22 protein-coding genes and 1 pseudogene are annotated in these 21,244 nt (G+C 63.3%); 8 read left to right on the plus strand and 15 right to left on the minus strand.

All coding sequences use genetic code 11. The features are described from left to right. Positions 1-113 precede the first annotated feature (113 nt). Positions 114-1,262, minus strand: a complete 1,149-nt coding sequence (locus U8L64_RS13085; RefSeq protein ID WP_156716540.1) for a serine hydrolase domain-containing protein — start codon at positions 1,260-1,262, stop codon at positions 114-116. A gap of 83 nt (positions 1,263-1,345) precedes the next feature. Next, positions 1,346-3,490 carry an ATP-dependent DNA helicase DinG gene (gene dinG / locus U8L64_RS13090; RefSeq protein WP_333397977.1) on the minus strand — a complete coding sequence of 715 codons (2,145 nt, stop codon included), beginning with the start codon at positions 3,488-3,490 and terminating at the stop codon, positions 1,346-1,348. 86 nt (positions 3,491-3,576) lie between these two features. Here dinG and U8L64_RS13095 point away from each other — a divergent pair, with 86 nt between their 5' ends. Next, positions 3,577-4,041 carry a CopD family protein gene (locus U8L64_RS13095; protein ID WP_333397979.1) on the plus strand — a complete coding sequence of 155 codons (465 nt, stop codon included), beginning with the start codon at positions 3,577-3,579 and terminating at the stop codon, positions 4,039-4,041. An 82-nt stretch (positions 4,042-4,123) separates the two neighbouring features. Here the strand turns inward: U8L64_RS13095 and U8L64_RS13100 are convergent. Further along, a pseudogene (locus U8L64_RS13100) lies at positions 4,124-4,477 on the minus strand (OmpA family protein); the annotation flags it as partial. Between the two features lie 410 nt (positions 4,478-4,887). Between U8L64_RS13100 and U8L64_RS13105 the strand changes: the two are divergent. After that, the gene (locus U8L64_RS13105) at positions 4,888-5,379 is read left to right on the plus strand and encodes a DUF6231 family protein (RefSeq protein ID WP_077683973.1); all 492 of its coding nucleotides are present in this window, start codon (positions 4,888-4,890) and stop codon (positions 5,377-5,379) included. 2 nt (positions 5,380-5,381) lie between these two features. Continuing rightward, a complete protein-coding gene (locus U8L64_RS13110) occupies positions 5,382-5,867 on the plus strand; it encodes a YchJ family protein (RefSeq protein ID WP_138299686.1) in 486 nt (161 codons plus the stop codon). Between the two features lie 82 nt (positions 5,868-5,949). Here U8L64_RS13110 and fpr read toward each other — a convergent pair whose 3' ends face one another. Continuing rightward, a complete protein-coding gene (gene fpr / locus U8L64_RS13115) occupies positions 5,950-6,726 on the minus strand; it encodes a ferredoxin-NADP reductase (RefSeq protein WP_008566852.1) in 777 nt (258 codons plus the stop codon). 118 nt (positions 6,727-6,844) lie between these two features. On the opposite strand from fpr, the gene U8L64_RS13120 reads away from it, so the two are divergent. Then, complete coding sequence (locus U8L64_RS13120; RefSeq protein WP_333397985.1) at positions 6,845-7,771, plus strand: LysR family transcriptional regulator; 927 nt, start codon at positions 6,845-6,847, stop codon at positions 7,769-7,771. 24 nt (positions 7,772-7,795) lie between these two features. Here U8L64_RS13120 and erdR read toward each other — a convergent pair whose 3' ends face one another. Then, entirely contained in the window at positions 7,796-8,446 is a 651-nt protein-coding gene (erdR, locus tag U8L64_RS13125) for a response regulator transcription factor ErdR (protein ID WP_043296569.1), read from the minus strand. A gap of 163 nt (positions 8,447-8,609) precedes the next feature. On the opposite strand from erdR, the gene U8L64_RS13130 reads away from it, so the two are divergent. After that, complete coding sequence (locus U8L64_RS13130; protein WP_043296571.1) at positions 8,610-9,503, plus strand: DMT family transporter; 894 nt, start codon at positions 8,610-8,612, stop codon at positions 9,501-9,503. A 9-nt stretch (positions 9,504-9,512) separates the two neighbouring features. On the opposite strand, the gene U8L64_RS13135 is transcribed toward U8L64_RS13130, so the two are convergent. Continuing rightward, a complete protein-coding gene (locus U8L64_RS13135; RefSeq protein WP_043296573.1) occupies positions 9,513-10,229 on the minus strand; it encodes a tRNA-uridine aminocarboxypropyltransferase in 717 nt (238 codons plus the stop codon). Positions 10,230-10,403: 174 nt separating this feature from the next. Here U8L64_RS13135 and U8L64_RS13140 point away from each other — a divergent pair, with 174 nt between their 5' ends. Continuing rightward, a complete protein-coding gene (locus U8L64_RS13140; RefSeq protein WP_175415026.1) occupies positions 10,404-10,802 on the plus strand; it encodes a PA3611 family quorum-sensing-regulated virulence factor in 399 nt (132 codons plus the stop codon). Between the two features lie 22 nt (positions 10,803-10,824). Here the strand turns inward: U8L64_RS13140 and U8L64_RS13145 are convergent, their stop codons facing one another. Further along, a complete protein-coding gene (locus U8L64_RS13145; RefSeq protein WP_333397993.1) occupies positions 10,825-13,230 on the minus strand; it encodes a xylulose 5-phosphate 3-epimerase in 2,406 nt (801 codons plus the stop codon). A 129-nt stretch (positions 13,231-13,359) separates the two neighbouring features. Here U8L64_RS13145 and U8L64_RS13150 point away from each other — a divergent pair, with 129 nt between their 5' ends. Next, positions 13,360-14,769 (plus strand): MBL fold metallo-hydrolase, encoded by a 1,410-nt coding sequence (locus U8L64_RS13150; protein ID WP_333398015.1) that lies wholly within the window; start codon positions 13,360-13,362, stop codon positions 14,767-14,769. Between the two features lie 123 nt (positions 14,770-14,892). Further along, the gene (locus tag U8L64_RS13155; protein ID WP_054095332.1) at positions 14,893-15,984 is read left to right on the plus strand and encodes an LOG family protein; all 1,092 of its coding nucleotides are present in this window, start codon (positions 14,893-14,895) and stop codon (positions 15,982-15,984) included. Between the two features lie 104 nt (positions 15,985-16,088). On the opposite strand, the gene recX is transcribed toward U8L64_RS13155, so the two are convergent. The 8 genes from recX to U8L64_RS13195 all read right to left on the minus strand — a co-directional run bounded on the left by recX (position 16,089) and on the right by U8L64_RS13195 (position 21,209). Then, a complete protein-coding gene (recX, locus tag U8L64_RS13160) occupies positions 16,089-16,553 on the minus strand; it encodes a recombination regulator RecX (RefSeq protein WP_333397996.1) in 465 nt (154 codons plus the stop codon). Positions 16,554-16,558: 5 nt separating this feature from the next. After that, positions 16,559-17,617 (minus strand): recombinase RecA, encoded by a 1,059-nt coding sequence (gene recA, locus U8L64_RS13165; protein WP_008566840.1) that lies wholly within the window; start codon positions 17,615-17,617, stop codon positions 16,559-16,561. Between the two features lie 84 nt (positions 17,618-17,701). Next, on the minus strand, positions 17,702-18,199 hold the full coding sequence (locus tag U8L64_RS13170; RefSeq protein ID WP_043296584.1) for a CinA family protein: 498 nt from the start codon (positions 18,197-18,199) through the stop codon (positions 17,702-17,704). Between the two features lie 290 nt (positions 18,200-18,489). Then, a complete protein-coding gene (locus U8L64_RS13175; RefSeq protein ID WP_333398000.1) occupies positions 18,490-18,840 on the minus strand; it encodes a hypothetical protein in 351 nt (116 codons plus the stop codon). 35 nt (positions 18,841-18,875) lie between these two features. Further along, complete coding sequence (locus U8L64_RS13180; RefSeq protein WP_333398002.1) at positions 18,876-19,232, minus strand: hypothetical protein; 357 nt, start codon at positions 19,230-19,232, stop codon at positions 18,876-18,878. 50 nt (positions 19,233-19,282) lie between these two features. Beyond that, positions 19,283-19,420: a hypothetical protein gene (locus U8L64_RS13185; protein WP_273526744.1), complete on the minus strand. Its 138-nt coding sequence runs from the start codon at positions 19,418-19,420 to the stop codon at positions 19,283-19,285. After that, complete coding sequence (locus U8L64_RS13190) at positions 19,417-20,487, minus strand: hypothetical protein (protein WP_273526745.1); 1,071 nt, start codon at positions 20,485-20,487, stop codon at positions 19,417-19,419. The genes U8L64_RS13185 and U8L64_RS13190 overlap by 4 nt, the downstream gene beginning before the upstream one ends. Before the next feature lie 110 nt (positions 20,488-20,597). After that, positions 20,598-21,209, minus strand: a complete 612-nt coding sequence (locus U8L64_RS13195; protein ID WP_333398017.1) for an outer membrane protein — start codon at positions 21,207-21,209, stop codon at positions 20,598-20,600. Positions 21,210-21,244: the final 35 nt, after the last annotated feature.

Raw genomic sequence — 21,244 nt, forward strand, 5'->3', positions numbered from 1 at the left:
TTGAGTTCAGATTCTCGCCAGGCAGCCCAGCCGGCAATAATTGAAGAGATTGATCAAATTGTGGCCGCAAGTCCCTGCCCTGCAAAGCCTTGCCATGCAGAACTGACGAGCGGTTAACCGATGCATTGCGCCACACTTCGCGCCAGGGCCTGCGCACGGGGGTCCATCAGCACATAAGGGCCGAGCGTATTGGTGGCGAAACCGAACGCCAGGTCCCTGTCGGGGTCGGCGAAGCCGATACTACCGCCGGCCCCCGGATGGCCGAAAGCCCTCGGGCCCATCGCGAAAGTCGCGTTGGCGACCTCTGGCTGATCGAGCCAACAGCCAAGCCCGAAGCGGGTCTGGGATAACAGCGTAAGGTCTTCGCCAGCGCTGTGCTCACGACGCATTTCATCGAGCACGGCCGTGTCCAGCAAACGTCCCAGCAGCAGACCGGAATAGAAGCCTGCCAAAGAACGCGCGTTGCCATGTCCGTTCGCCGCGGGCTGCGCCATGCGCCGCCACTCGGGCTTGTTACCGCTGTTCATGATCGATGGTGGATTGTTGAAGGCACGCGCGCTCAACGATGCCGGATCACTCATCAAGACCTTGAACAGCCGCTGCGCCGCCGCATCGCCGAACTCGTTTTTGGCGCGGGTCAGGTAAGCGACGCGGTGAAACTCCTCGTCATCGAGGCCGATATGGAAATCCAGCCCCAACGGGGTGGCCGTTCTGGCCACGATGGCAGCTCCCGGCTCCGATCCGTCGGCTCGTCGGATCACCTCTCCCACCAGCCAGCCGTAGGTCATCGCGGCGTAGCCCTGGGCCTCGCCGGGCGTCCACCAGGGCTGCTCCGCGGCTATTGCGGCGATCATGGCATTCCAGTCGTACAGGGCCTCGGGCGGCAATGGCTGGCGCAGGGCAGGCAGACCCGCGCGATGGCAGAGCAGCTGGCGCAGCGTGATGCGCGCCTTGCCGTTGGCGGCGAACTCCGGCCAGACGTCGGCAACCGGCGCATCGAGCTGCAGTTTGCCCTCGGCGACCAATTGCAGCGCCGCGACGGCGGTGAAGGTCTTGGTACAGGAGAACAGGTTGACCAGCGTATCGCCGTGCCATGGCAGCTCACCGGCATTGTCAGCCACGCCAGCCCACAGATCGACGACCGTCTCGCCGGCGATCTGCACGCAGACAGCCGCACCGCGGGTCTGGGTGTGCTCGAAAAGCGCGGCGAATGCATCTCGCACCGCCTCGAAACGAAGATCGAAATAACCTTGTATCTGCACGCTGCCACCTGTGATCGGATGTTATCGGCGCATTGTTCCAGCAGCATCACCGGAAGAAAACCGCACGAATGTGTCGGAAGTAATCAGTCGATCTCACGACGAAACGGCGGCAACGCATTGAGAATCGCCTTGCCATAGCGCTGTGTCACCACTCGTCGATCGAGCAAGGTGATGGTGCCGCGGTCGGCCTCGGTGCGCAGCAGGCGACCGCAGGCCTGCACCAGTCGCAGCGAAGCATCCGGCACGGCAATTTCCATGAACGGGTTGCCGCCCCGCGCTTCGATCCACTCGGCCAGCGCCGCTTCCACCGGATCGTCCGGCACTGCGAAGGGAATCTTGGCGATCACCACATGCTCGCAATAGGCACCGGGCAGATCGACCCCTTCGGCGAAACTCGCCAGGCCGAACAGCACACTGGACTCTCCGTCATCAACCCGCTTGCGGTGCTTGTTCAGAGTTTCCTGTTTGGACAGGTTGCCTTGAATCAGCACCCTGCGACGCCAGTCACGCTCGAGGCCATCGAATACGTCCTGCATCTGCCGGCGCGAGGAGAACAGCACCAGCGTACCGCGTGAATGCTCCACCAGACCCGGCAGTTCGCGGACGATCGCCGCGGTGTGCGCAGCGGCGTCACGCGGATCAGCTTGCAGGTTCGGCACCCGCAGGACCCCGGCGTCCGCATGATGAAACGGACTCGGCACCACGGCAGTAACGGCAGACCGCGGCAGGCCTGCGCGCATGCGGTAGCGGTCGAAGCTGTTGAGCGCCGTCAGCGTGGCAGAGGTTACCAGTGCACCGTAAGCGACATTCCAGAGATTGCGCCGCAACGTCTCGGCCGCCAGGATCGGGCTGGCATTGACCTCGATATCGAACAACGCACCGCCATCGGCAAGCGTCAGCCAGCGCGCCATTGGGGGACTGTCCTGCGGGTCTTCGACGGTAAACGCCGTCCACAACTCCCAGTTTCCCTGGGCGCGGGTCAGCAGACTGCCAAACAGTGGATACCACTCTTCCGCCTGGTGACTGGCGATGCCGCCGCCCGCCTCGCCATCCATCGCCTCTTTGAGCAGCTCGGCGATACGCGTGAACAGGTCGGTCAGGCGCGCGAAGCCCTTCTTCAACTCTACGCCCAGCTCGATCAGGTGTTCCGGCACCACGCCACCGACAAAGCGATGGCGCGGCCGTTCGCGCCCTTCCATATCCTCGCCGGCGCGGAAATCAGCCAGTTGCTCGCAGGCGCTGAACATGAACTGTTGCTGGCTGCGCAGCTCGCGCGCCAGCTCCGGCACGCCTTCGATCAGCCTGCCGAGCTCACCCGGCAACGGATGCTGGGCGAGCAGCTTGGTCAGATTCTTCTCCACCTGCCCCAGCCACTCACCGGTCGAACGCAGACGGGTGAAATGCGCAAAATGGCCGATCGCCTTGTCCGGCAGGTGATGGCCTTCGTCGAATACGTATAGCGTGTCACGCGGATCGGGCAGCACCGCACCGCCGCCGAGCGCCAAGTCGGCTAGCACCATGTCGTGGTTGGTGACGATGACATCGACCTTGGTCATGCCCTCGCGGGCCTTGTAGAACGCGCATTGCTGGAAGTTGGGGCAATGTCGGCCGGTGCACTGGCTGTGATCGGTGGTCAGACGCGACCAGTCGGCATCGTCCAGTTCTTCGGGCCAGCTGTCGCGATCGCCATCCCAGCGGTTGCCGGCGAGCTTTTCAATCATGCCGGTGAACAGCTTCTGGCTGCGCTCGTCGACGTCGATGCGAAAGCCCTCCTCCTCGAACAGCTGAGCGGTGGCCGTCTGCGCGTGCCCTTCCTGCAGCAGTAGATCCAGCTTCGACAGGCACAGGTAGCGCCCGCGCCCCTTGGCCAAGGCGAAGCTGAAATTCAGCCCGCTGTTGCGCATCAGGTCAGGGAGATCCTTGTTGACGATCTGCTCCTGCAGCGCAACGGTCGCGGTAGCAATAACTAGGCGCTTGCCGGCAGCCTTCGCCGTTGGAATCGCCGCAATGCTGTAGGCCACGGTCTTGCCAGTGCCCGTGCCGGCTTCCACCGCCACCACCGCCGGCTCGCCTTCACGACGGCCCTCGCCATCGGCCTTGATGGCGCCCAGCACCTTGGTTACCTCGGCGATCATCAACCGCTGACCGTAACGCGGCTTGAGGCCCTTGGCCTCGAGAAAACGGGAATAGGCGCCCTGGATCTGGGACTTGAGTTCGGTGCTGAGCATGGGCGCTGATGCTGTATATATTTTCAGTACTTCAAATGGGCGGCTATGATAACGCGCGTCGCCCCGATCGCCAGCGGAGATTTGCCATGACCCTATTTGCCTCGCTCTATGCCTTGCACGTATTGGCCGCCGTGTTGTGGGTGGGCGGTATGTTCTTCGCCTGGATGGTTCTGCGCCCGGCGGCCGTTGCCGTATTGCAGGCGCCCGAACGCCTGCGGCTGTGGGCCGAGGTGTTCCGCCGGTTCGTCCAATGGGTCTGGATCGCGGTGGCAGTGCTGCCAATCAGCGGCATCGGTATGTGGCATCTGCGCTTCGGTGCGATGGCCAGCGCCCCTGGCTACGTACATGTGATGACCGGCTTGTATCTGGTCATGCTGGCGCTATTTCTGCGGCTAGTACTGCTGCAGCTACCGGCGCTCCGACGCGCCGTGGACGGCCAGGATTGGCCGGCAGGCGGTGCGGTCCTGGGGAAGATTCGAGCATTGGTGGGGCTGAACCTGCTGCTCGGCCTTGCACTCATCGCGATAGCCAGCGCGCGCCCGGTGTTCTGAGCACAAAATTGCCGTGTCTTCCGGCACACCACGGTGCGCAAAGAAAAGCCGGGCAGTGCCCGGCTCGGTTGTACATCTGGGATCAGGGTCGCGCTTCGACTTCCGCTTCCACTCGACGGTTGATTGCCCGTCCGGCATCGGTCGCGTTATCCGCTACCGGACGCGACTCACCGTAACCGACCGCATCCACCCGACCAGCCTCCACGCCGTACTGGTTGACCAGCACTTCGCGCACAGCATTGGCGCGACGCTCGGAAAGCCGCTGGTTGTAGGCATCGGTGCCGACCGAGTCGGTATGGCCTTCCAGCACCGTGGTGGTCTGCCCGTACTCCTTCATGAAGTCCGCGAGATTCTGGATATCGCCGTAGCTGTCAGGCTTGACGACCGCACGGTCGAAGTCGAACTTCACGTCAAGCTCGACGCGCACTGGCTCGGCTGCGGGCTCCGGTTCCTCGGTCGGCATCGGCTCGACGGTTTCGACCACCGCGACCGTCTGCTCCTCGGTGCCGTTCGCCCAGCAATAGGCCGCCGCGACACCACCGCCGATCACGGCGCCCCAACCGGCATAGGTGGAACTCTCGATCGCACCAAGCGCGGCACCCGTGACGCCACCAATCGCGGCACAGGTAGGCCAGTCCTGCTTCTGCACGCCCGCGCAACCGGCCAGGAACGTGGTCATTACAATCACGGGTACTGCTGTCCGTAGGGTACTCATCGATAAAACCTCCGCTGTGGGTTCGTCCAGAACCACCACCTGCTCGACCTCAGGCGGCTCCGGTTGCTTTGAGACTAGGCCGCGATCGGTGACCACGCTAGTCTTGCGCCTCTTGTCGAGGATTTTTTCGCGTGATTGCCAACGCCCGCACGCCGCAGCAAGCGCTCGCCGCATTGCTCGAGCAGTACCAGCCAGAACATGTCCTTCAGGTCGGTCAAAGCCGTCCGCCGGCGCTCGACGCTTATCTGGCGGGCCATCCGCACAGCCGGGCGGACCACATCGACGGCGCCTCGCCGGACGCGAATGTCGTGCAGCAGCGCTACGATCTCGCACTGATCGTGGACTGCCTGGAACACCTACCCAAACGTCACGGCCGTGAGCTGCTGGGTGGTATTCGCAATCTCCATGCGAGCCGCCTGGCGGTTTTAATCGATTTGGAGGCAAGCGACTGGCAAACCACCGATTTCTTTTCGCTCGGCCTGCAGATAGCCGATCGCTTCCAACGAGACGCGCAGATTCTCACGCTATTCACCTATGACCTGCTGGATTACAAGCAGATTCCCGACTGGCTGAACGCCAAGTTCTGGGCCAATCCGCAAATGTTCGGCAAATATTGGTGGTAATGATGAACATACAGGCAGCGCAAACCGAACAATGCCCCTGCGGCAGCGCAAACACCCTGGCCCAATGCTGTGGCCGCTATCACGCCGGTACGCCTGCGCCCAGCGCCGAGTTGCTGATGCGCTCGCGCTACAGCGCCTATGTGCTCGGCCTGATCGATTACCTGCAAGCCACCACGCTGCCGGTGCAGCAGCCACTCCTGAACCTGGAGTCGATCCGCCAGTGGAGCCTGGAAAGCACCTGGCTGGGGCTGGAGATCGAGCAGAGCACTGTGCTGGGTGGTCAGCCGGAGCATGCGCTGGTGACCTTCACCGCGCGCTGGCACGACCAGAGCGGCGAACATAGTCATCAGGAACGTTCGGCATTCGTCCAGCGGGAGGGCCGCTGGTATTTCATCGATCCGACGGTACCGCTCAAGGTCGGACGCAACGACAACTGCCCTTGCGGCAGCGGACTGAAATTCAAGAAATGCTGTGCGGCCTATCTGTAGCGAGTCGAATCGCTAGTCGCGGCCTGCTTCATCGTCAGGCCAGCGCACCGTCGTGTGCGCTGGCCTGACGCAACCTCGGCGTTTACTTCTCGACGAATGCGCGTTCAATCAGGTAGTCGCCCGGATCGCCCATGCGCGGCGAAACTTTCAGACCGAAGCTATCCAGCACCTGGCTGGTCTCTTCGAGCATGCTCGGGCTGCCACAGATCATTGCGCGATCGTCCTGAGGGTTGATCGGTGGCAGACCAATATCACTGAACAACTTGCCGCTGCGCATCAGATCGGTGAGTCGCCCCTGATTCTCGAAAGGCTCGCGCGTCACCGTCGGGTAGTAAATCAGCTTCTCCTTGACCGCCTCGCCGAAAAACTCGTTCTGCGGCAGGTGCTCGGTGATGAACTCGCGGTACGCCACTTCATTCACGTAGCGCACACCATGCACCAGGATGACCTTCTCGAAACGCTCGTAGGTTTCGGGGTCCTGGATGACGCTCATGAACGGCGCCAACCCGGTGCCGGTGCTGAGGAGGTAGAGATGCTTGCCCGGCAGCAGGTCGTCAAGCACCAGCGTCCCGGTCGGCTTGCGGCTGACCATCAGCTGATCGCCTTCCTGCAGGTGCTGCAGGCGCGAGGTCAGCGGACCGTCCTGCACCTTGATGCTGAAGAACTCCAGATGCTCCTCATAGTTCGGACTGGCGATGCTGTAGGCGCGCATCAGCGGACGCCCGCCCACTTCCAGACCGATCATGACGAACTGCCCGTTTTCGAACCGCAGGCCGGGATTGCGGGTGGTTTTGAAGCTGAACAACGTATCGTTCCAGTGGTGCACACTGAGGACACGTTCCACGTTCAGGTTGCTCATGCTGCGAGTTCCTCGTTTACAACGGATAGTGCGTCTTGCGCGGATGAGCGCCAGTTTATATACAGATCGCTTATCCGTTAATTAAATAATTAAGATATGGGTTATCGGTTATATCGATATGCATTTTACCTTGAGACAAATGCAGGTTTTCTCTGCCATCGCCCGCCTGGAAAGCGTCTCTCGCGCCGCCGAAAGCCTCTCGCTGTCACAGTCGGCGACCAGTACTTCGCTGGCGGAGCTGGAGCGGCAGTCGGGTTGCCTGCTGTTCGATCGCGCCGGCAAGCGACTGGCGCTTAATGCGCTGGGCCAGCAACTGTTACCGCAGGCCGTGGCCCTGCTTGACCAGGCGCGCGCCATCGAGGATCTGCTCAACGGCAAAAGCGGCTTCGGCTCGCTGGCCGTGGGCGCGACGCTGACCATCGGCAATTATCTCGCCACCTTGTTGATTGGCGGCTTCATGCAGCGCCATCCCGACTGCAGAGTAAAACTGCATGTCCACAACACGGCGCATATTGTGCAGCAGATCGCGCAGCATGACCTTGATCTGGGTCTGATCGAAGGCGACTGTCAGCACCCTGACTTGATCGTCGAACCCTGGGTCGAAGACGAACTGGTAGTGTTCTGCGCTCCGCAGCATCCGTTGGCCAGCCGCGATATCGTCGATCTGGACGAACTGGCGCGTGAGGCCTGGATTCTTCGCGAACAGGGGTCGGGAACTCGCCTGGCTTTCGACCAGGCCATGCGCCACCGACCGGGCCGCCTCAACGTCCGCCTGGAGCTGGAGCATACCGAGGCGATCAAGCGCGCAGTCGAGTCGGGATTGGGGATCAGCTGCATCTCACGCTTGGCGCTACGGGATGCATTCCGGCGCGGCAGCCTGGTGCCGGTGGACACGCCGCAACTGGATCTGAGCCGCCAGTTCTCGTTCATCTGGCACTCGCACAAGTACCAGACTGCAGCAATGCGCGAGTTTCTCGAGCAGTGTCGGGCGCTGACTCACGGAGTGCGTCGCAGCGATGAAATCATCCTGCCACCGATCGCCTGACTGCGTCGGTGGCAAGATGAGCCGTCAGGCGGTGGGAATAGAGCCCATCTGCTGCAGCAGCAGTGCGGCCTGGGTGCGCGTGCGCACACCTAGCTTGCGGAAGATCGCGGTCACATGCGCCTTGATGGTGGCTTCCGACACGTTGAGTTCGTAGGCGATCTGCTTGTTCAGCAAACCGTCACACACCATGGTCAGCACACGGAACTGTTGCGGTGTCAGGCTGGCAAGTCCGGCGCTCGCGGCTTTCGCCTCGTCGCTGACATGACCGACGTCCTGGATGTTGCTCGGCCACCACACGTCCCCGTCGAGCACGGTCCTAACCGCCTCCTGGATGGTTTCCAGCGAACTGGATTTCGGAATGAAACCGCTGGCACCGAACTCGCGGGAGCGCGAGACCACTGCGGCATCTTCCTGCGCCGAGATCATGACCACGGGTAGGTGCGGATACTGTCCGCGCAACAACACCAGACCGGAAAAGCCGTAGGCGCCGGGCATGTTCAGGTCGAGCAGAACCAGATCCCAGTTGGCGCCTTGGTCAAGCAGGGCTTCGAGTTCGGCGATGCTCGCCGCCTCGACCAGACGAACGTTGTCGCCCAGCCCCATGGTCAGCGCCTGTTGCAAGGCGCTACGAAACAACGGGTGATCATCGGCAATGATTATTTCGTAAGCAGCCATTGGGCAGACCTGTATTTTTTATTGGCGCTTTGACCAACTGTGTCAGTCGATCCCGGGAGTTGCCGGAAAACCTCAAGCGGCGCAAGCATGCCGACCGCAGAATAAGTGGTCAAGCGCGATGCTTTGCTGCAAAGTTTGCGGCTCCTTTGCATAGAGCTCAAACATGCGTAGCCAAGCCCTCCGTGCCGATTTCCTGATGCTGATTACCGCCATGATCTGGGGCACGGCATTCGTAGCCCAGCGCGTAGGCATGGACAATATAGGCCCCTTCCTTTTTACCGGGCTGCGCTTCGCGCTCGGCGCGCTCGCATTGCTGCCGCTGCTGTTGTATCAGGGGCGCCATGCTGCTCGCCATGAGCCGTTCATGCAACGCGGGCTGCTGCTCGGCGGGCTGGCGATGGGGCTGGCACTGACGCTCGGCATCAATCTGCAGCAGGTCGGCCTGCTGTTCACCAGCGTGACCAACTCCGGGTTCATCACCGGCCTTTACGTCATCGTCGTGCCGCTGCTCGGCCTGATCATCGGCAACCGTACTGGACTTGGTACCTGGCTCGGCGCCGTACTGGCAGTAGGCGGCATGGCGCTGCTGAGCATCGGCGAGAACTTTCAGGTCGCTTCCGGTGACTGGATCCAGCTGGCCGGCGCGTTCGTATGGGGATTGCACGTGTTGCTGGTGAGCTTCTTCGTCAGCCGCCACGACGCCATCCGCCTGGCATTCCTGCAATTCGCAACCTGCGCGGTGGTCAGCCTGATGCTCGCCGCGCTGTTCGAGGACGCGAGTCTCGAGGCTGTCTGGCTGGCCGCCCCGGCGCTGCTGTACGGCGGTCTGTTCGCCGTGGCAGTCGGCTATACCTTGCAGGTCGTCGCGCAGAAGCATGCGATCGCCTCACACGCTGCAATCATCCTGTCGCTCGAAGCGGTATTCGCCGCGATCGCTGGCGCGCTGTTTCTCGACGAGAGTCTTAGCCCACGCGGTTATTTCGGTTGTGCGCTGATGTTCATCGGCATGCTCACCGCGCAGCTGTGGCCGCGCGCGGAGCAGCCGGCGAACGCCTGAGCGGAGCGCTCAGGTTCGGGCGCTGGCGGCGAGCGCATGATGTGCCGCGCTTTGCAGGTCGGTCACACGGTGGTGCTTGGCATCCAGATAATGCTCGGTGAAGACGTCGAGCCAGGCATCGAGCGCCCGCGCCGCCTGCAGGTCACCCGCGAGCTCGAGGCACAGGGCGGCAACCTCGGCGGTACACAGGTGTTCGCCTCGGGTCGAGCGTCGCAACGCATAGCGCGACAACGCTTCCGGCTGCAGGCTCAGTACGGGCAGCGCATCGAGATACGGGCTCTTGCGAAACATCTTGCGCGCCTCGGTCCACGTCGCGTCGAGCAGGATGAACAGCGGTCGCTTGCCCGGCGGCAGCGTGACCCGCTCGACCACCCGCGACGGCTCGGCGTATTCCCCTGGAAAGATCACCCACGGCTGCCACTGCGGATCAGCCAGCAGTTCCAGCAGGCGCGGATCGACGTCGGTGCGCTGCCAGGTGAACGCGTAGCAGTCTGCCACTACGTCGGCGATCAACCAGCCGGTATTGCTGGGTTTCAGGGGTTCGATATCGTGCATCAGCAGGCACACCCCGCAATGCGACGGCACCTGCGGCAGCCAGCGGCACAGGCAGTGGCTGACGGCAACCCGGCAGCGTGGGCAGCGCTGCGTGCGCGAACCTCGCGCAACGAACGGCTTGAGGCTGCGCGCGAGGCGCTCGTCGCGCAGGCGGGATACGGCATGAGGCATGGTCGGCTCGCAGAGAGTTGAAGGCAGACGCCGCGGTTCGGCACTTCGAATCCGTTTCGATGTACCGTTTGCGATCGTCGCGAAGCCGGCGCAACCTACCGGCCCTCAGAAAAAATGGCAATGAACCGCGTCGCCCGCTTCCGGTCGAACGAGCGCAGTCAAAAGGAGATCGCCATGTACCGTCTTACCCCCCTGCTGCTTCTCAGCCTCGCGCTGCCTAATGCTCACGCCGCATCGCTGCAGGAGCAGCAGCTGGGCCAACTGCTCGAGCAGGTCGCGCAGCAGAGCAGTGTCGGCACGCCGCGCGCCATCAATGAGGACATCCTCGACCAGGGCTATACGGTCGATGGCAACGAGCTGGTCAATCACCTCAGCGTGCAACCGCGTCATGCCGCGCAGATGCGCGACAACCCCGAGCAAGTGCGCAGCCAGCTGGCGGTCAGCGTCTGCGGCAACCAAGGCCTGCGTACGCTGCTGAGCAAGGGCGCGGTACTGCGCTACGAATTCAGCGAGTACAAGAGCAACCGGCCAATCGCGACCGAGCGCTATCGCGCCACCGATTGCGCACGCTGAAGTTGCGCGCGCAACCGCCCCATCAGCGCAAGCAGTCGGGGTTGCCCTTGCCGGCTACCGCCGCAGCTTCCTCGCGCGTCAGCAGCGCAGTACGTGGAACGCTGCGCAGGCGCGCACAGGCGGCCAGCACGTTAGCCCAGCAGGCGCGATTGACAAACTGCATGCCGTCCACATCCAGCGTGCCGCCACGGTTGCGATAGCCCAGCACCGAGCTGCGCCGCGCGTCCGGCAGGATCGGCCACAGGTGCCCGCGCGCCACTTCCGGCCGCATATGCGTGAGCATGACGCGCATGTCCATGCTGTCCGGGAATAGCCGTGTCACCAGCTCATCGTCGGCATGCACCTCGGCTTCCCAATGATCGCGCGGCGCACGGAAACGCCCCGGTTCCTGCAGATAAACCAGCCGGTAGGCGCAATCCGCCTGTTTCAGCCGTTCGGCCGCACGCAGCATTTCGCCCAACTGATAGCTGCCGTTGGCGATCAGCAGCAACGATTCCGGACCACGGCTTTCATCGACGACGATCGCCCCGTCACGTGCCAGCTGCTCGGCCTGGGGCTGGTCGAAATAGCACGGCCGCTCGCGCTTGGGCATAACCAGGCAGGCCAGCTCGCCACGTGCCTGATAGATCGATGGCAGCAGCGCCAGCGCACTGTTGTGGTCGGCCGGGAACAACACGCGCACCATGTCGCTCATTTCGCCCAACAGCGCTTCGCAGAAGGTGGTGTCCTGGTGCGACTGCTGGTTCTTGCCGTTTTCCCAGGTGTGTGAAGTGGCAATCAACGGCCAGCCGAGCCACCCGGCAGGACGACCGACCTCCTTCTGCTGGCGCGCGAAGATCAGGGTCTGGCGCACGGCACCGAGCATCTTCACGCAGAAGGCTTCATAGCTCGCGACCAGGTTCAATCCGCCCTGGTTGGCCAGGCAGGCAGACACCACGGCCTCCTCGTTGAGCGCGGTGATGATGTTGCCGTCAATTGCCTCCAGTTCGCTTTCCGGGTCGATGACGCGATGCTTGAGCGCCTTGAGCACGCCGCCCAGACGGTTACTCGCCAGTTCGTCGGGGTTGCCGACGCGTGGCCGCAAACCGGCGTTGGCCTGGGTCAGCTCGACGAAAAAGCGATCCACGGCGGACATCGGTGAGCACGCATCGTCACGGTAGTGAAGCCTGGGGATTACCGGCGCGGCCGGGCGGCGCAACGCCAGTGCGTTGTCACGCTCCAACGGGCGGCCGCGACGATGCTGGGTGAACAGGGTCAGCGCGGCATTCAGCTGCTCCTGCGGCACGAACAGTTCCGCCGCGTGCCGGTTGAACAGCTCGCGCGACTCGATATCCAGTCGCGGATTACCCGGCAATGGCAAGTTGTGCGCGGCGTTGCTGCCTGCGCCGTAGAAGCCGAAGCCCTTGATGGTCTCGGCGATACCGTACGGGATCGGCAGCGGGTAGTTGAGAATGCCCCGTTCCTTTTCCTCGACCCTACGCGCGAGACGCTGTTCCATCTCCCACAGCGTGGCCACGAATGCCGCCGGGTCACGGCCATCGAACGGAATCGGATCGAAACCGCAGTGGCTCAGGTGCTGGCGGAAGCCAACCAGTCCCTCATCGGTTGCCAGCGCAGTGCGCTGCTCGATGCGCCGGCCATTGGCGATCATCACCGGCAGCGCTGCGCCACAGTCTTCCGCGCGCCACCAGCGCGGCATCCAGTCGCTGCCGCGCTGTTCTTCCGCGGCCCCATCCGACAGGAACGCTACCAACGTTTCACCCGGCAACGGCATGTGCGCGTACTGCAATTCCGCGAAGCCCAGATAGCCCCCCTCGGCAATGCCACCGGCGGTATGCGGGTTGACGTGGCTACCCAGCGGCGCGAGCGGACTTCCGTCGCTGGCCTGCCGGTAGCCATAGAAATCCTGCAGCATGCGGTTGATACCCGTTTCCCCGCCACCGTAGGCCTGAGCCTGCTCGGCATGCAGGTTACCGGTCAGCAGATTGAGCGCATCGATGGCAGCGACGCAGTGCCCCTGCCCCATCAACCAACCTCGCGTGTGCCCGGTGAGGGCGTTGAGTGCCAGGTAGCCGGCATACGCCGGCACCATGTTGAGCGCGCCGCCGGTATGCCCCTCGGGCGTGCGCTTGAAGTCCTCGGCCGCGAGCGGTGTGCCATCGAGATGGACCTGCTGGGCATAGGTCATGTGCACCACCAGCCACAATCCCGCGCAGGTAACGTGATCGAGCGCCTGCAGCAGGCGATACACGCTGGCGAGGTCCGGCTGCAAGCCAGCCTGCACCAGCTGATGAGCCAGACGGAACACCGCCGCCTGGGTTTCCAGCGTGTGTTCGAGCGGACCGCAGCCGGCGCGCCAAGTGGCGAATGCGGGCTGGGCCTCGGCGTGTTGCTCCAGCTCGACAAGGCTGGGCAGAAGCTGACTCATGGGATTACTCCATCACTGACCGGTTGCGATAGTCTAGGCAGCACCAGCTCCACCACCTCTGACATGTATCAAGGCGAGCCGGCGCATAAGCGAGCACCTTTGGAAACATCCTACAGACAGGGAGGCATTATGGCTTTGCTCAGTTTTCTCGGTGCCATTCAAGAGGTCACCGGCTCCTGCTACCTGATTGAGACACACGCCGGCGCACGAGTTCTGCTCGATTGCGGGATGCATCAGGGGCAGCGCAAGAACGAGGATAAGAACAGCGCCCCGTTTCCTTTCGACCCGAGCAGTTTGGATGCCGTGGTGCTCTCCCACGCCCACATCGACCACAGTGGCCTGCTGCCGCGACTGGTTTCGGAAGGGTACCGCGGCCGCATTCACTGCACCGATGCCACCGCCGAACTGCTTGAGCTGATGCTGCTGGATTCGGCACAAATCCAGGAGAAGGACGCCGAATGGGAGAACAAATGGCGCGCTCGCATCGGCAAGCCGTTGATCCAGCCGCTGTACACCCGTGTGGATGCCGAGCGCGCGCTATCGCAGCGTGAACCGCACAGCTACGCCGAAACGTTCGAAGTGGCGCCGGGCGTGCGCATCACCTTCCACGATGCCGGGCATATTCTCGGCTCGGCAATCGTCCAGGCCGATGTCACCGATTTCGGTCAGACCCGCAAGCTGGTGTTCTCTGGAGACCTGGGCAATACCTGCTCGCCGCTGATGTACCCGCCGACCACGCTTACCGAAGCCGACGTGATCCTGATGGAGTCGACCTACGGCGATCGCGATCACCGTGACCACGACGCGACCATCGAGGAGCTGGCCGATATCCTGCAGCAGGCCCACCGCGACGGCGGCAACGTGCTGATGCCATCGTTCGCCGTCGGACGTACCCAGGACCTGATCTATTACCTGGGACGGTTCTATCGCGAAGGGCGCTTGCCGCAGCAGGTGGTGTTCCTCGACAGCCCGATGGCGATCGACGCCAACGCCATCTATGCGCACTTCAAGGATCAGCTCGACCTCAACGGCATCTCTCCGGCAATCGCCTCCAGCAAAAGCAAGCTCTATGCCGAGCGCTGGCTGCCGATTCTCAAGAGCACGTCCACCCCCGAAGAATCAATGGCGATCAACCGCTTCAAAAGCGGCGCGATCATCATTGCCGGCAGTGGCATGTGCAACGGCGGGCGCATTCTTCATCACTTCAAGCACAACCTGTGGCGCAAGGAGTGCCATCTGGTGATTCCGGGATTCCAGGCGCAAGGCACCCTTGGCCGCGCGATCGTCGATGGCGCGTCGAGCGTCAAGCTCCTGCACCAGCGCATCGCAGTGAACGCAAAGGTTCACACGCTCGGCGGTTTTTCGGCACATGCCGGCCAATCGCAACTGATTGACTGGGTAAGCCACTTCGACAAACGCCCCGAGCTGTACCTCGTGCACGGAGAGCTTGACCGGATGCAGGCGCTGCAGCAGGCACTGAAACGACGCCTGAACTGGGACGCGGCCATTCCGGAACCCGGCGACCGTATCGCACTCTGACACAACGCAGATATTCCCAGCCCAAGCCGCGCCCGCGTTTACCACCGGGCGCGGCTTGGCGCTTGAAGCGCCCGGCATTGCACCTATAGCCTGAACGCACAAGCCCATACATGGAGAAGTTGTATGTCCTTCGAACCGGACGACTATCTTTCCCGGCACTTCAAAACCAGCGCCGTGGATCTGTCCAGCAAGATCGACGAGCTCGTGTCACTCGTCGTCTCGGACACCAGCCCTAACCTGTCGCTATACCGCGAGATGCTGGTCACCGTGATTCGCATGGCCCAGGCCGATCGCAGCCGCTGGGATGCCAAGATCCTGCTGCAGACCATGCGCGAAATGGAGCACGCGTTCAGTCGTCTCGATCAGTTCAAGCGTCGGCGCAAGGTCACTGTGTTCGGCTCGGCACGTACTCCTGTCGAGCATCCGCTGTATGCCCTGGCTCGCCAGCTCGGCGAGACACTGGCGCGCTACGACCTCATGGTCATTACCGGCGCCGGCGGAGGCATCATGGCGGCCGCTCATGAGGGCGCAGGGCTGGACAACAGCCTGGGGCTGAACATCACCCTGCCGTTCGAACAGCACGCCAATGCCACCGTGGGCGGCACCAGCAATCTGCTGTCGTTCCACTTCTTCTTCGTGCGCAAGCTGTTCTTCATCAAGGAAGCCGATGCACTGGTGCTGTGCCCCGGCGGCTTCGGCACCCTCGATGAGGCACTCGAAGTGCTGACACTGGTGCAGACCGGCAAGAGTCCGTTGGTTCCCGTGGTATTGCTGGACGAGCCAGGCGGCTCGTTCTGGACGGATGCATTGCAGTTCATGCGCCGGCAGCTGGTCGACAACCGCTACATCCTGCCCACCGACCTGCGCCTGGTGCGTCAGGTCTACAGCGCCGAAGAGGTGGCTCAGGAGATCACCACGTTCTACCGCAACTTCCACTCCAGCCGCTGGCTGAAGGATCACTTCGTGATGCGGATGAACCATCCCTTGAGCGATGCAGCGCTGGAATACATCAACACGACCTTCACCGATCTGTGCCTGAGCGGCTGCTATGAACAGCAACCCTGCTGCGAGCACGAGCTGGATGAGCCGGAACTGCAGCGCTTGCCTCGCCTGAGCTTCGCTTTCAACGGACGGGACTACGGGCGCCTGCGCGAACTGACGGACTACATCAACGAAACGGAAAGCTGGGCGACCCCGCTACCTTCCGAGGACTGAGCAACGGCACCTGCCTGCAGTCGATAACGCCACCGTTATCGTCTGCCCGGAACGCGGCACCTTGCCCGTCCCGGTGCGCGACACGGCACCGGGTGGGGAGCACATCAGTCGCCCGCCACACCGCGCAGCAGACGCCCGATCATCTCTAGCGAATAACCTCGATAACTGAGGAAACGCCCCTGCCGGGCGCGCTCCCGCGCATCGCCCGGCAGCTGCCCGGCGAACTTGCGCTGCCAGACCTCGCGCAGCTGTGCGTTCCAGTCGAAGTCGCTGTCACGCAATGCCCGCTCGATGGCATCACGCGCCAGCCCGCGCTGCGCCAGCTCTTCGCGAATGCGCAACGGTCCGTAGCCGGCAAGCGCACGGCTTCTGACGAAGCTCTCGAGATAGCGCGAATCCGAAAGCAGCCCCTCGTCGCTCAGACGATCCAGAGCCGCTTCGATCAGCTCGGCAGCTGCGCCGCGCTGGCGCAGCTTGCGGGTCAGCTCGACACGCCCGTGCTCGCGGCGTGCCAGCAGGTCCATCGCGGCCCGCCGCACCGCGGCTGGGCTGTCGAGCACGGCGGGCATAGCGATCAGAAGTCGACGTCGGCCAGGTCTTCGCTGACCACGGCACCTGCGTTGGCACCGGCCGCCTTGTTGCCGGAAACCACCAGCAGCTTGTCACGAATCTGCTGTTCGATCTCGCGACCTACCTCGGGGTTGTCCTCGAGATACTTGGCGGCATTGGCTTTGCCCTGACCGATCTTGTTGCCCTTGTAGGCGTACCAGGCGCCGGATTTCTCGACCAGGCCCTGCTGCACGCCGAGGTCGATGATCTCGCCGTTGCGATAGATGCCCTTGCCGTAGAGGATCTGGAACTCGGCCTGGCGGAACGGCGGCGCCACTTTGTTCTTCACCACTTTGACGCGGGTTTCGCTACCGACCACCTCGTCACCTTCCTTCACCGCGCCTGTGCGGCGGATGTCCAGACGCACCGAGGCGTAGAACTTCAGCGCATTACCGCCGGTGGTGGTTTCCGGGCTACCGAACATCACGCCGATCTTCATGCGGATCTGGTTGATGAAGATCACCAGGCAGTTGGCGTTCTTGATGTTACCGGTGATCTTGCGCAGCGCCTGGCTCATCAGGCGCGCCTGCAGACCGACGTGGGCATCGCCCATCTCACCTTCGATTTCCGCCTTGGGCACCAGCGCCGCCACGGAGTCGACGATGATCACATCCACCGCGTTGGAGCGCACCAGCATGTCGGTGATTTCCAGCGCCTGCTCACCGGTATCGGGCTGCGAAACAAGCAGATCGTCGACGTTGACGCCCAGCTTGCCGGCGTAATCCGGGTCCAGCGCGTGTTCGGCGTCGACGAAGGCACAAGTGGCACCCATCTTCTGCGCTTCGGCGATCACCGACAGGGTCAGCGTGGTTTTACCTGAGGACTCCGGGCCGTAGATTTCGACGATGCGGCCTTTCGGCAGACCACCAATGCCCAGCGCGATGTCCAGCCCCAGCGAGCCAGTGGAAATCGCCGGAATCGCCTGGCGATCATGATCGCCCATGCGCATCACCGCGCCCTTGCCGAACTGCTTTTCGATCTGGCCCAGAGCTGCGGCCAAGGCGCGCTTCTTGTTCTCGTCCATTACCATCCTCACTTGATCAAGAGGGCCAAAGGCCACGACAACTGTATAAGTAGACAGTATTAGAGCATAGGGAAAATGCTCCGCCTAGCCCTGCAGCGGATTTTCTCCGGCTACCAGACGAATCAATCCGAGCAACGCTGTCTCGACCGTCTGACCGCGGACCGCCTGGCGATCGCCATCGAACAGGCAGCGCCGGGCGAACAGCCGCTCGCCATCCGCCCAGGCGATCCAGACCGTTCCCACCGGCTTCTCCGGTGTTCCGCCACCCGGTCCGGCGATGCCACTGACCGCCACGGCGAAGCGCGCGCCGCTGGCCCGTTGCGCGCCGCTCGCCATGCGCTCGACCACCTCGCGGCTGACCGCGCCGATCGTCTCGAACAGTTCGGCTGGTACCCCGAGCTGCCGCGTCTTCTGCGCGTTGGAATAAGTGACATAGCCGGCTTCGAACCACGCCGAACTTCCCGCAACCCGAGTGATGGCTTCGGCAATTCCGCCACCGGTGCAGGATTCCGCGGTGGTCACCTGCGCGCTGAGCGCCGATAACTGCATTCCCAGGCGAGTCGCCAGTTCGGTCAGGTTCATCGTCTGCCTCCATAGCTGTGGACAGCCGCTACCCTACACCAGCTCTCTCCTGACTCGCCCCATCCAGTCATCGCCCCCGCCGCAAGCTCTTGCGCAGTATGCGCGGGCCTGAGCGGCGCTACCGTATGTCCCCGGCAACGGCGCCCAGCAATCGTCGCCTTTCGTGCTGCCCGATTTTTACCGCGCAGCTGACACCTTGATCGGGTATCGCACGAACGGTAGCGCGAATCGGTCCTCCGCCCGTCCTGGGCGTTCGGGTTCCTCTTCGCGCTGCGCAACCGGTATCGGGCTCAGCGCCCGCCACCCTTGCCCATGCCACCGCCCGCGCCGCCACCCATACCGCCACCCATACCGCCGCCCATGCCGCGCGCAGGCGGATCTTCCGGCAGGGTCACGCCACGCTCCTTGGCTCGTTCGCGCATCTGTTCATGGTGCTGGACGCGAATCTGCTCGCGCTCCTCCTGCGTGGCGGCTTCGCGCATGCGGTTGCGGTATTCCAGGCGCTCCTGCTGGGTCATGATCTGCGAGCCGAAGACCTGCTCGCCGTCGCCGCCTGCGCCCTGGCCGCTGGCGGATTGTGCCAACGCCGCGCCGGACAGCAGAGCCAGCGAGAGGCCGATAGCGAATTTGATGTTTTTCATAAGTATCTCCTCATTTGAACAGGACCGACGACGCGTCAATGCTCGTGCTCTTCGTCGTCGGAGTGGTGGGATGACTCCTCATCCCTGGTCTGGCCGCCCATGTAATCCGGGGCTTTGCCGCGGCCACTGTCGAACACCTTGCCTTCCAGGGCCTTGCTGCCGCCGGGCCCACCGGTGTGTCCGGAGTGGCTGCCTTCCTCATGGGTCTGATCGCTGTGGCTGCTGCCATGGTCGCGGCCACCGCCGTACTTCGGACCTTTACCCTTGCCGCCGGAGCTGTGGCCGCTGTCATGACTCGAATGGTCGTCAGCCGCCACCACGGGGCCGGTTATTCCGGCCAGCGCCAGCGCCAAGAGCGACGCCAGCAGGCCGGACTTGTAGTGAACGCGCATGATGCTCTCCCGGCATGAGCCGGCTGGCCTGACGGCCAGCCGGTCCAGCGCTACCTGTCTTCGTTGTCGTGCACGAACTCGATGACCTGCAAGTAATCGTTGGCTGCCGCGGCAAAATCGTCGGCGCCTCCGTCGACCGTTGGGTCGGTCCAGGTGGTGCCGCCGAATACGGCGTCGTACAGGTTCACCACGGTCGGCCTGTAGACGTCGTCGGCAGGGTCATCCGGATCGCCTGCATCCAGCACCAGCACGGTGGCGGTGGCATCGGCCCAGGTGGCAGTGCGGTCGTACTGGTAGTCAGAGAAGTCGTAGTAGGTCGTACCGGAGTTGATGCCGAGGATCGAGTCATGTACACCACCGTATCGACGCTGATGGTGCCGGTCTTGTCTCCCGCCGCGGCGAGCAACGCTGCAGGGTCGAAGCCCGCCGGGAGGGTCACACCCGGTATCGAGCCGCTGGTCATGTAGGTCTCGTACAGCGCCAGGTTTTCCAACGGCGAGTCGATGGTCACGCCGTCGACCGTCAGCCGACCGCTGGAGTCGATGGCAATCACCGCGCCCTCAGTGGTCAGCTTTGCCAGTGCTTCGTCCAGCGAATGACTGAGTACCTTGGTCGGCGAACGGCCGACACTCAGGCGGCCCAGCTCGACCTCGCCGGGAACGACATCGTAGGTGGTATCGCCGACCGTCACCGAGGTCAGCAGGTCGCCTTCCTCGTTGCGCGGAATGGCAACCAGATTGCCGTCGGCATCCATCACCGGCACCAGCGCACCGGTACTGTCGTAGTAGAACGCGACGACCAGCTCTTCACCGGTTGCATCCACCAGCGGGACGCCGTTCACGTCTCGCAGCAGGATGTACATATCACCGAACAGATCGCCCTTCTTCGTACCCGCGCCGAACGGCTTGCCGCCACCGCCCGCCTTGCCGCCCTTCACACCGGCCCACTCAGGACGGTCGCTGTCTTCTTCCGCCGCGGCATCGACGCGGAAAATCTTGTCGACTGCGCCCTGCCCGCCGCCCATGCGCGAGCCGCCCTGGCCTTTCTCGCCGCCGGCACCCTTGCCAGCCTGACCGCCGCGGCTGCCGTGGCTATCGCTGCCGCCCTTGCCGGCGCCGCTGTGCTCGGCGGCCACGCTCGGCGAGGCGAAACCAAGCGTCAATGCGCTTGAAACCACCAGCGGAGCCGCGAGTGCGACGAGGAATGCCCCGCTGACAAATCCGAACTTGCTGCGTTTCAACGGTGTGTTTGACATGACATTGCTCCTTTGTTTGCGGGGCCGGTGCTTCAGCCGGATGGTGCAAAAAGCACCGGTGCTGCGGTTGCACCTGACGGCGGATCACTCCTCCACCGTCGCGGAGGTACTCAGAAGCGGAAGCCCAATCCCATGCGGAAAAGGCTCTCGCGATTGTCGAATTCCATCTCGTCCGGGTTGCCATGCCCGGTCCTGAAGCCATAGCTGTCGTAGTCGGTGCGGGTGTAATCCAGACGGGCAAAGGCCTGCTGGCTCAGCGGAATTTCCGCGCTGACGCCGTAGCGCATGCCGTCAGTGGTGAAGCTGTCGTCGATATTGGCGTCCGGGTTTTTGCCCTTCTCCCAGGTGGTATTGAAGCGCGCACGCACCGGCCCGACGCGCCCGTAGAGCAAGGTGCCGTTGGGCAGGCTGTAGCCCAGGCGCAGTGCCAGGCCGTAATCGCTTTTCTTCTCCACCGAGAAGTCCCGGCCACCGCTGCCGCGCGTGTCGCGGTCGTGCGACCAATCGATCCGACTGGTATCGACTTCCGCTTCGAGCCCCACGTACCAGCGGGCGAAGCTGCGGCCATAGCCGACGAAGGCGCCATAGATTCCACCCATGCCGCTGAAGTCGCCGGCGTAGGCCTGCGACAGTGGAGGAACGCCTTCCTCGGAGTGATAGCCGTCGAGGTGGGAGTCAAGACCGCCGTGTCCGGCATGAGCGCCCGCATAGAATCCCTGCACCGCCGGTTGCAGCGGGACTGGCGACGGCGCCGCGC

Origin of the sequence: Pseudomonas sp. FIP_A4 (assembly GCF_036701605.1) — a bacterium.
Classification (GTDB): domain Bacteria; phylum Pseudomonadota; class Gammaproteobacteria; order Pseudomonadales; family Pseudomonadaceae; genus Stutzerimonas; species Stutzerimonas phenolilytica.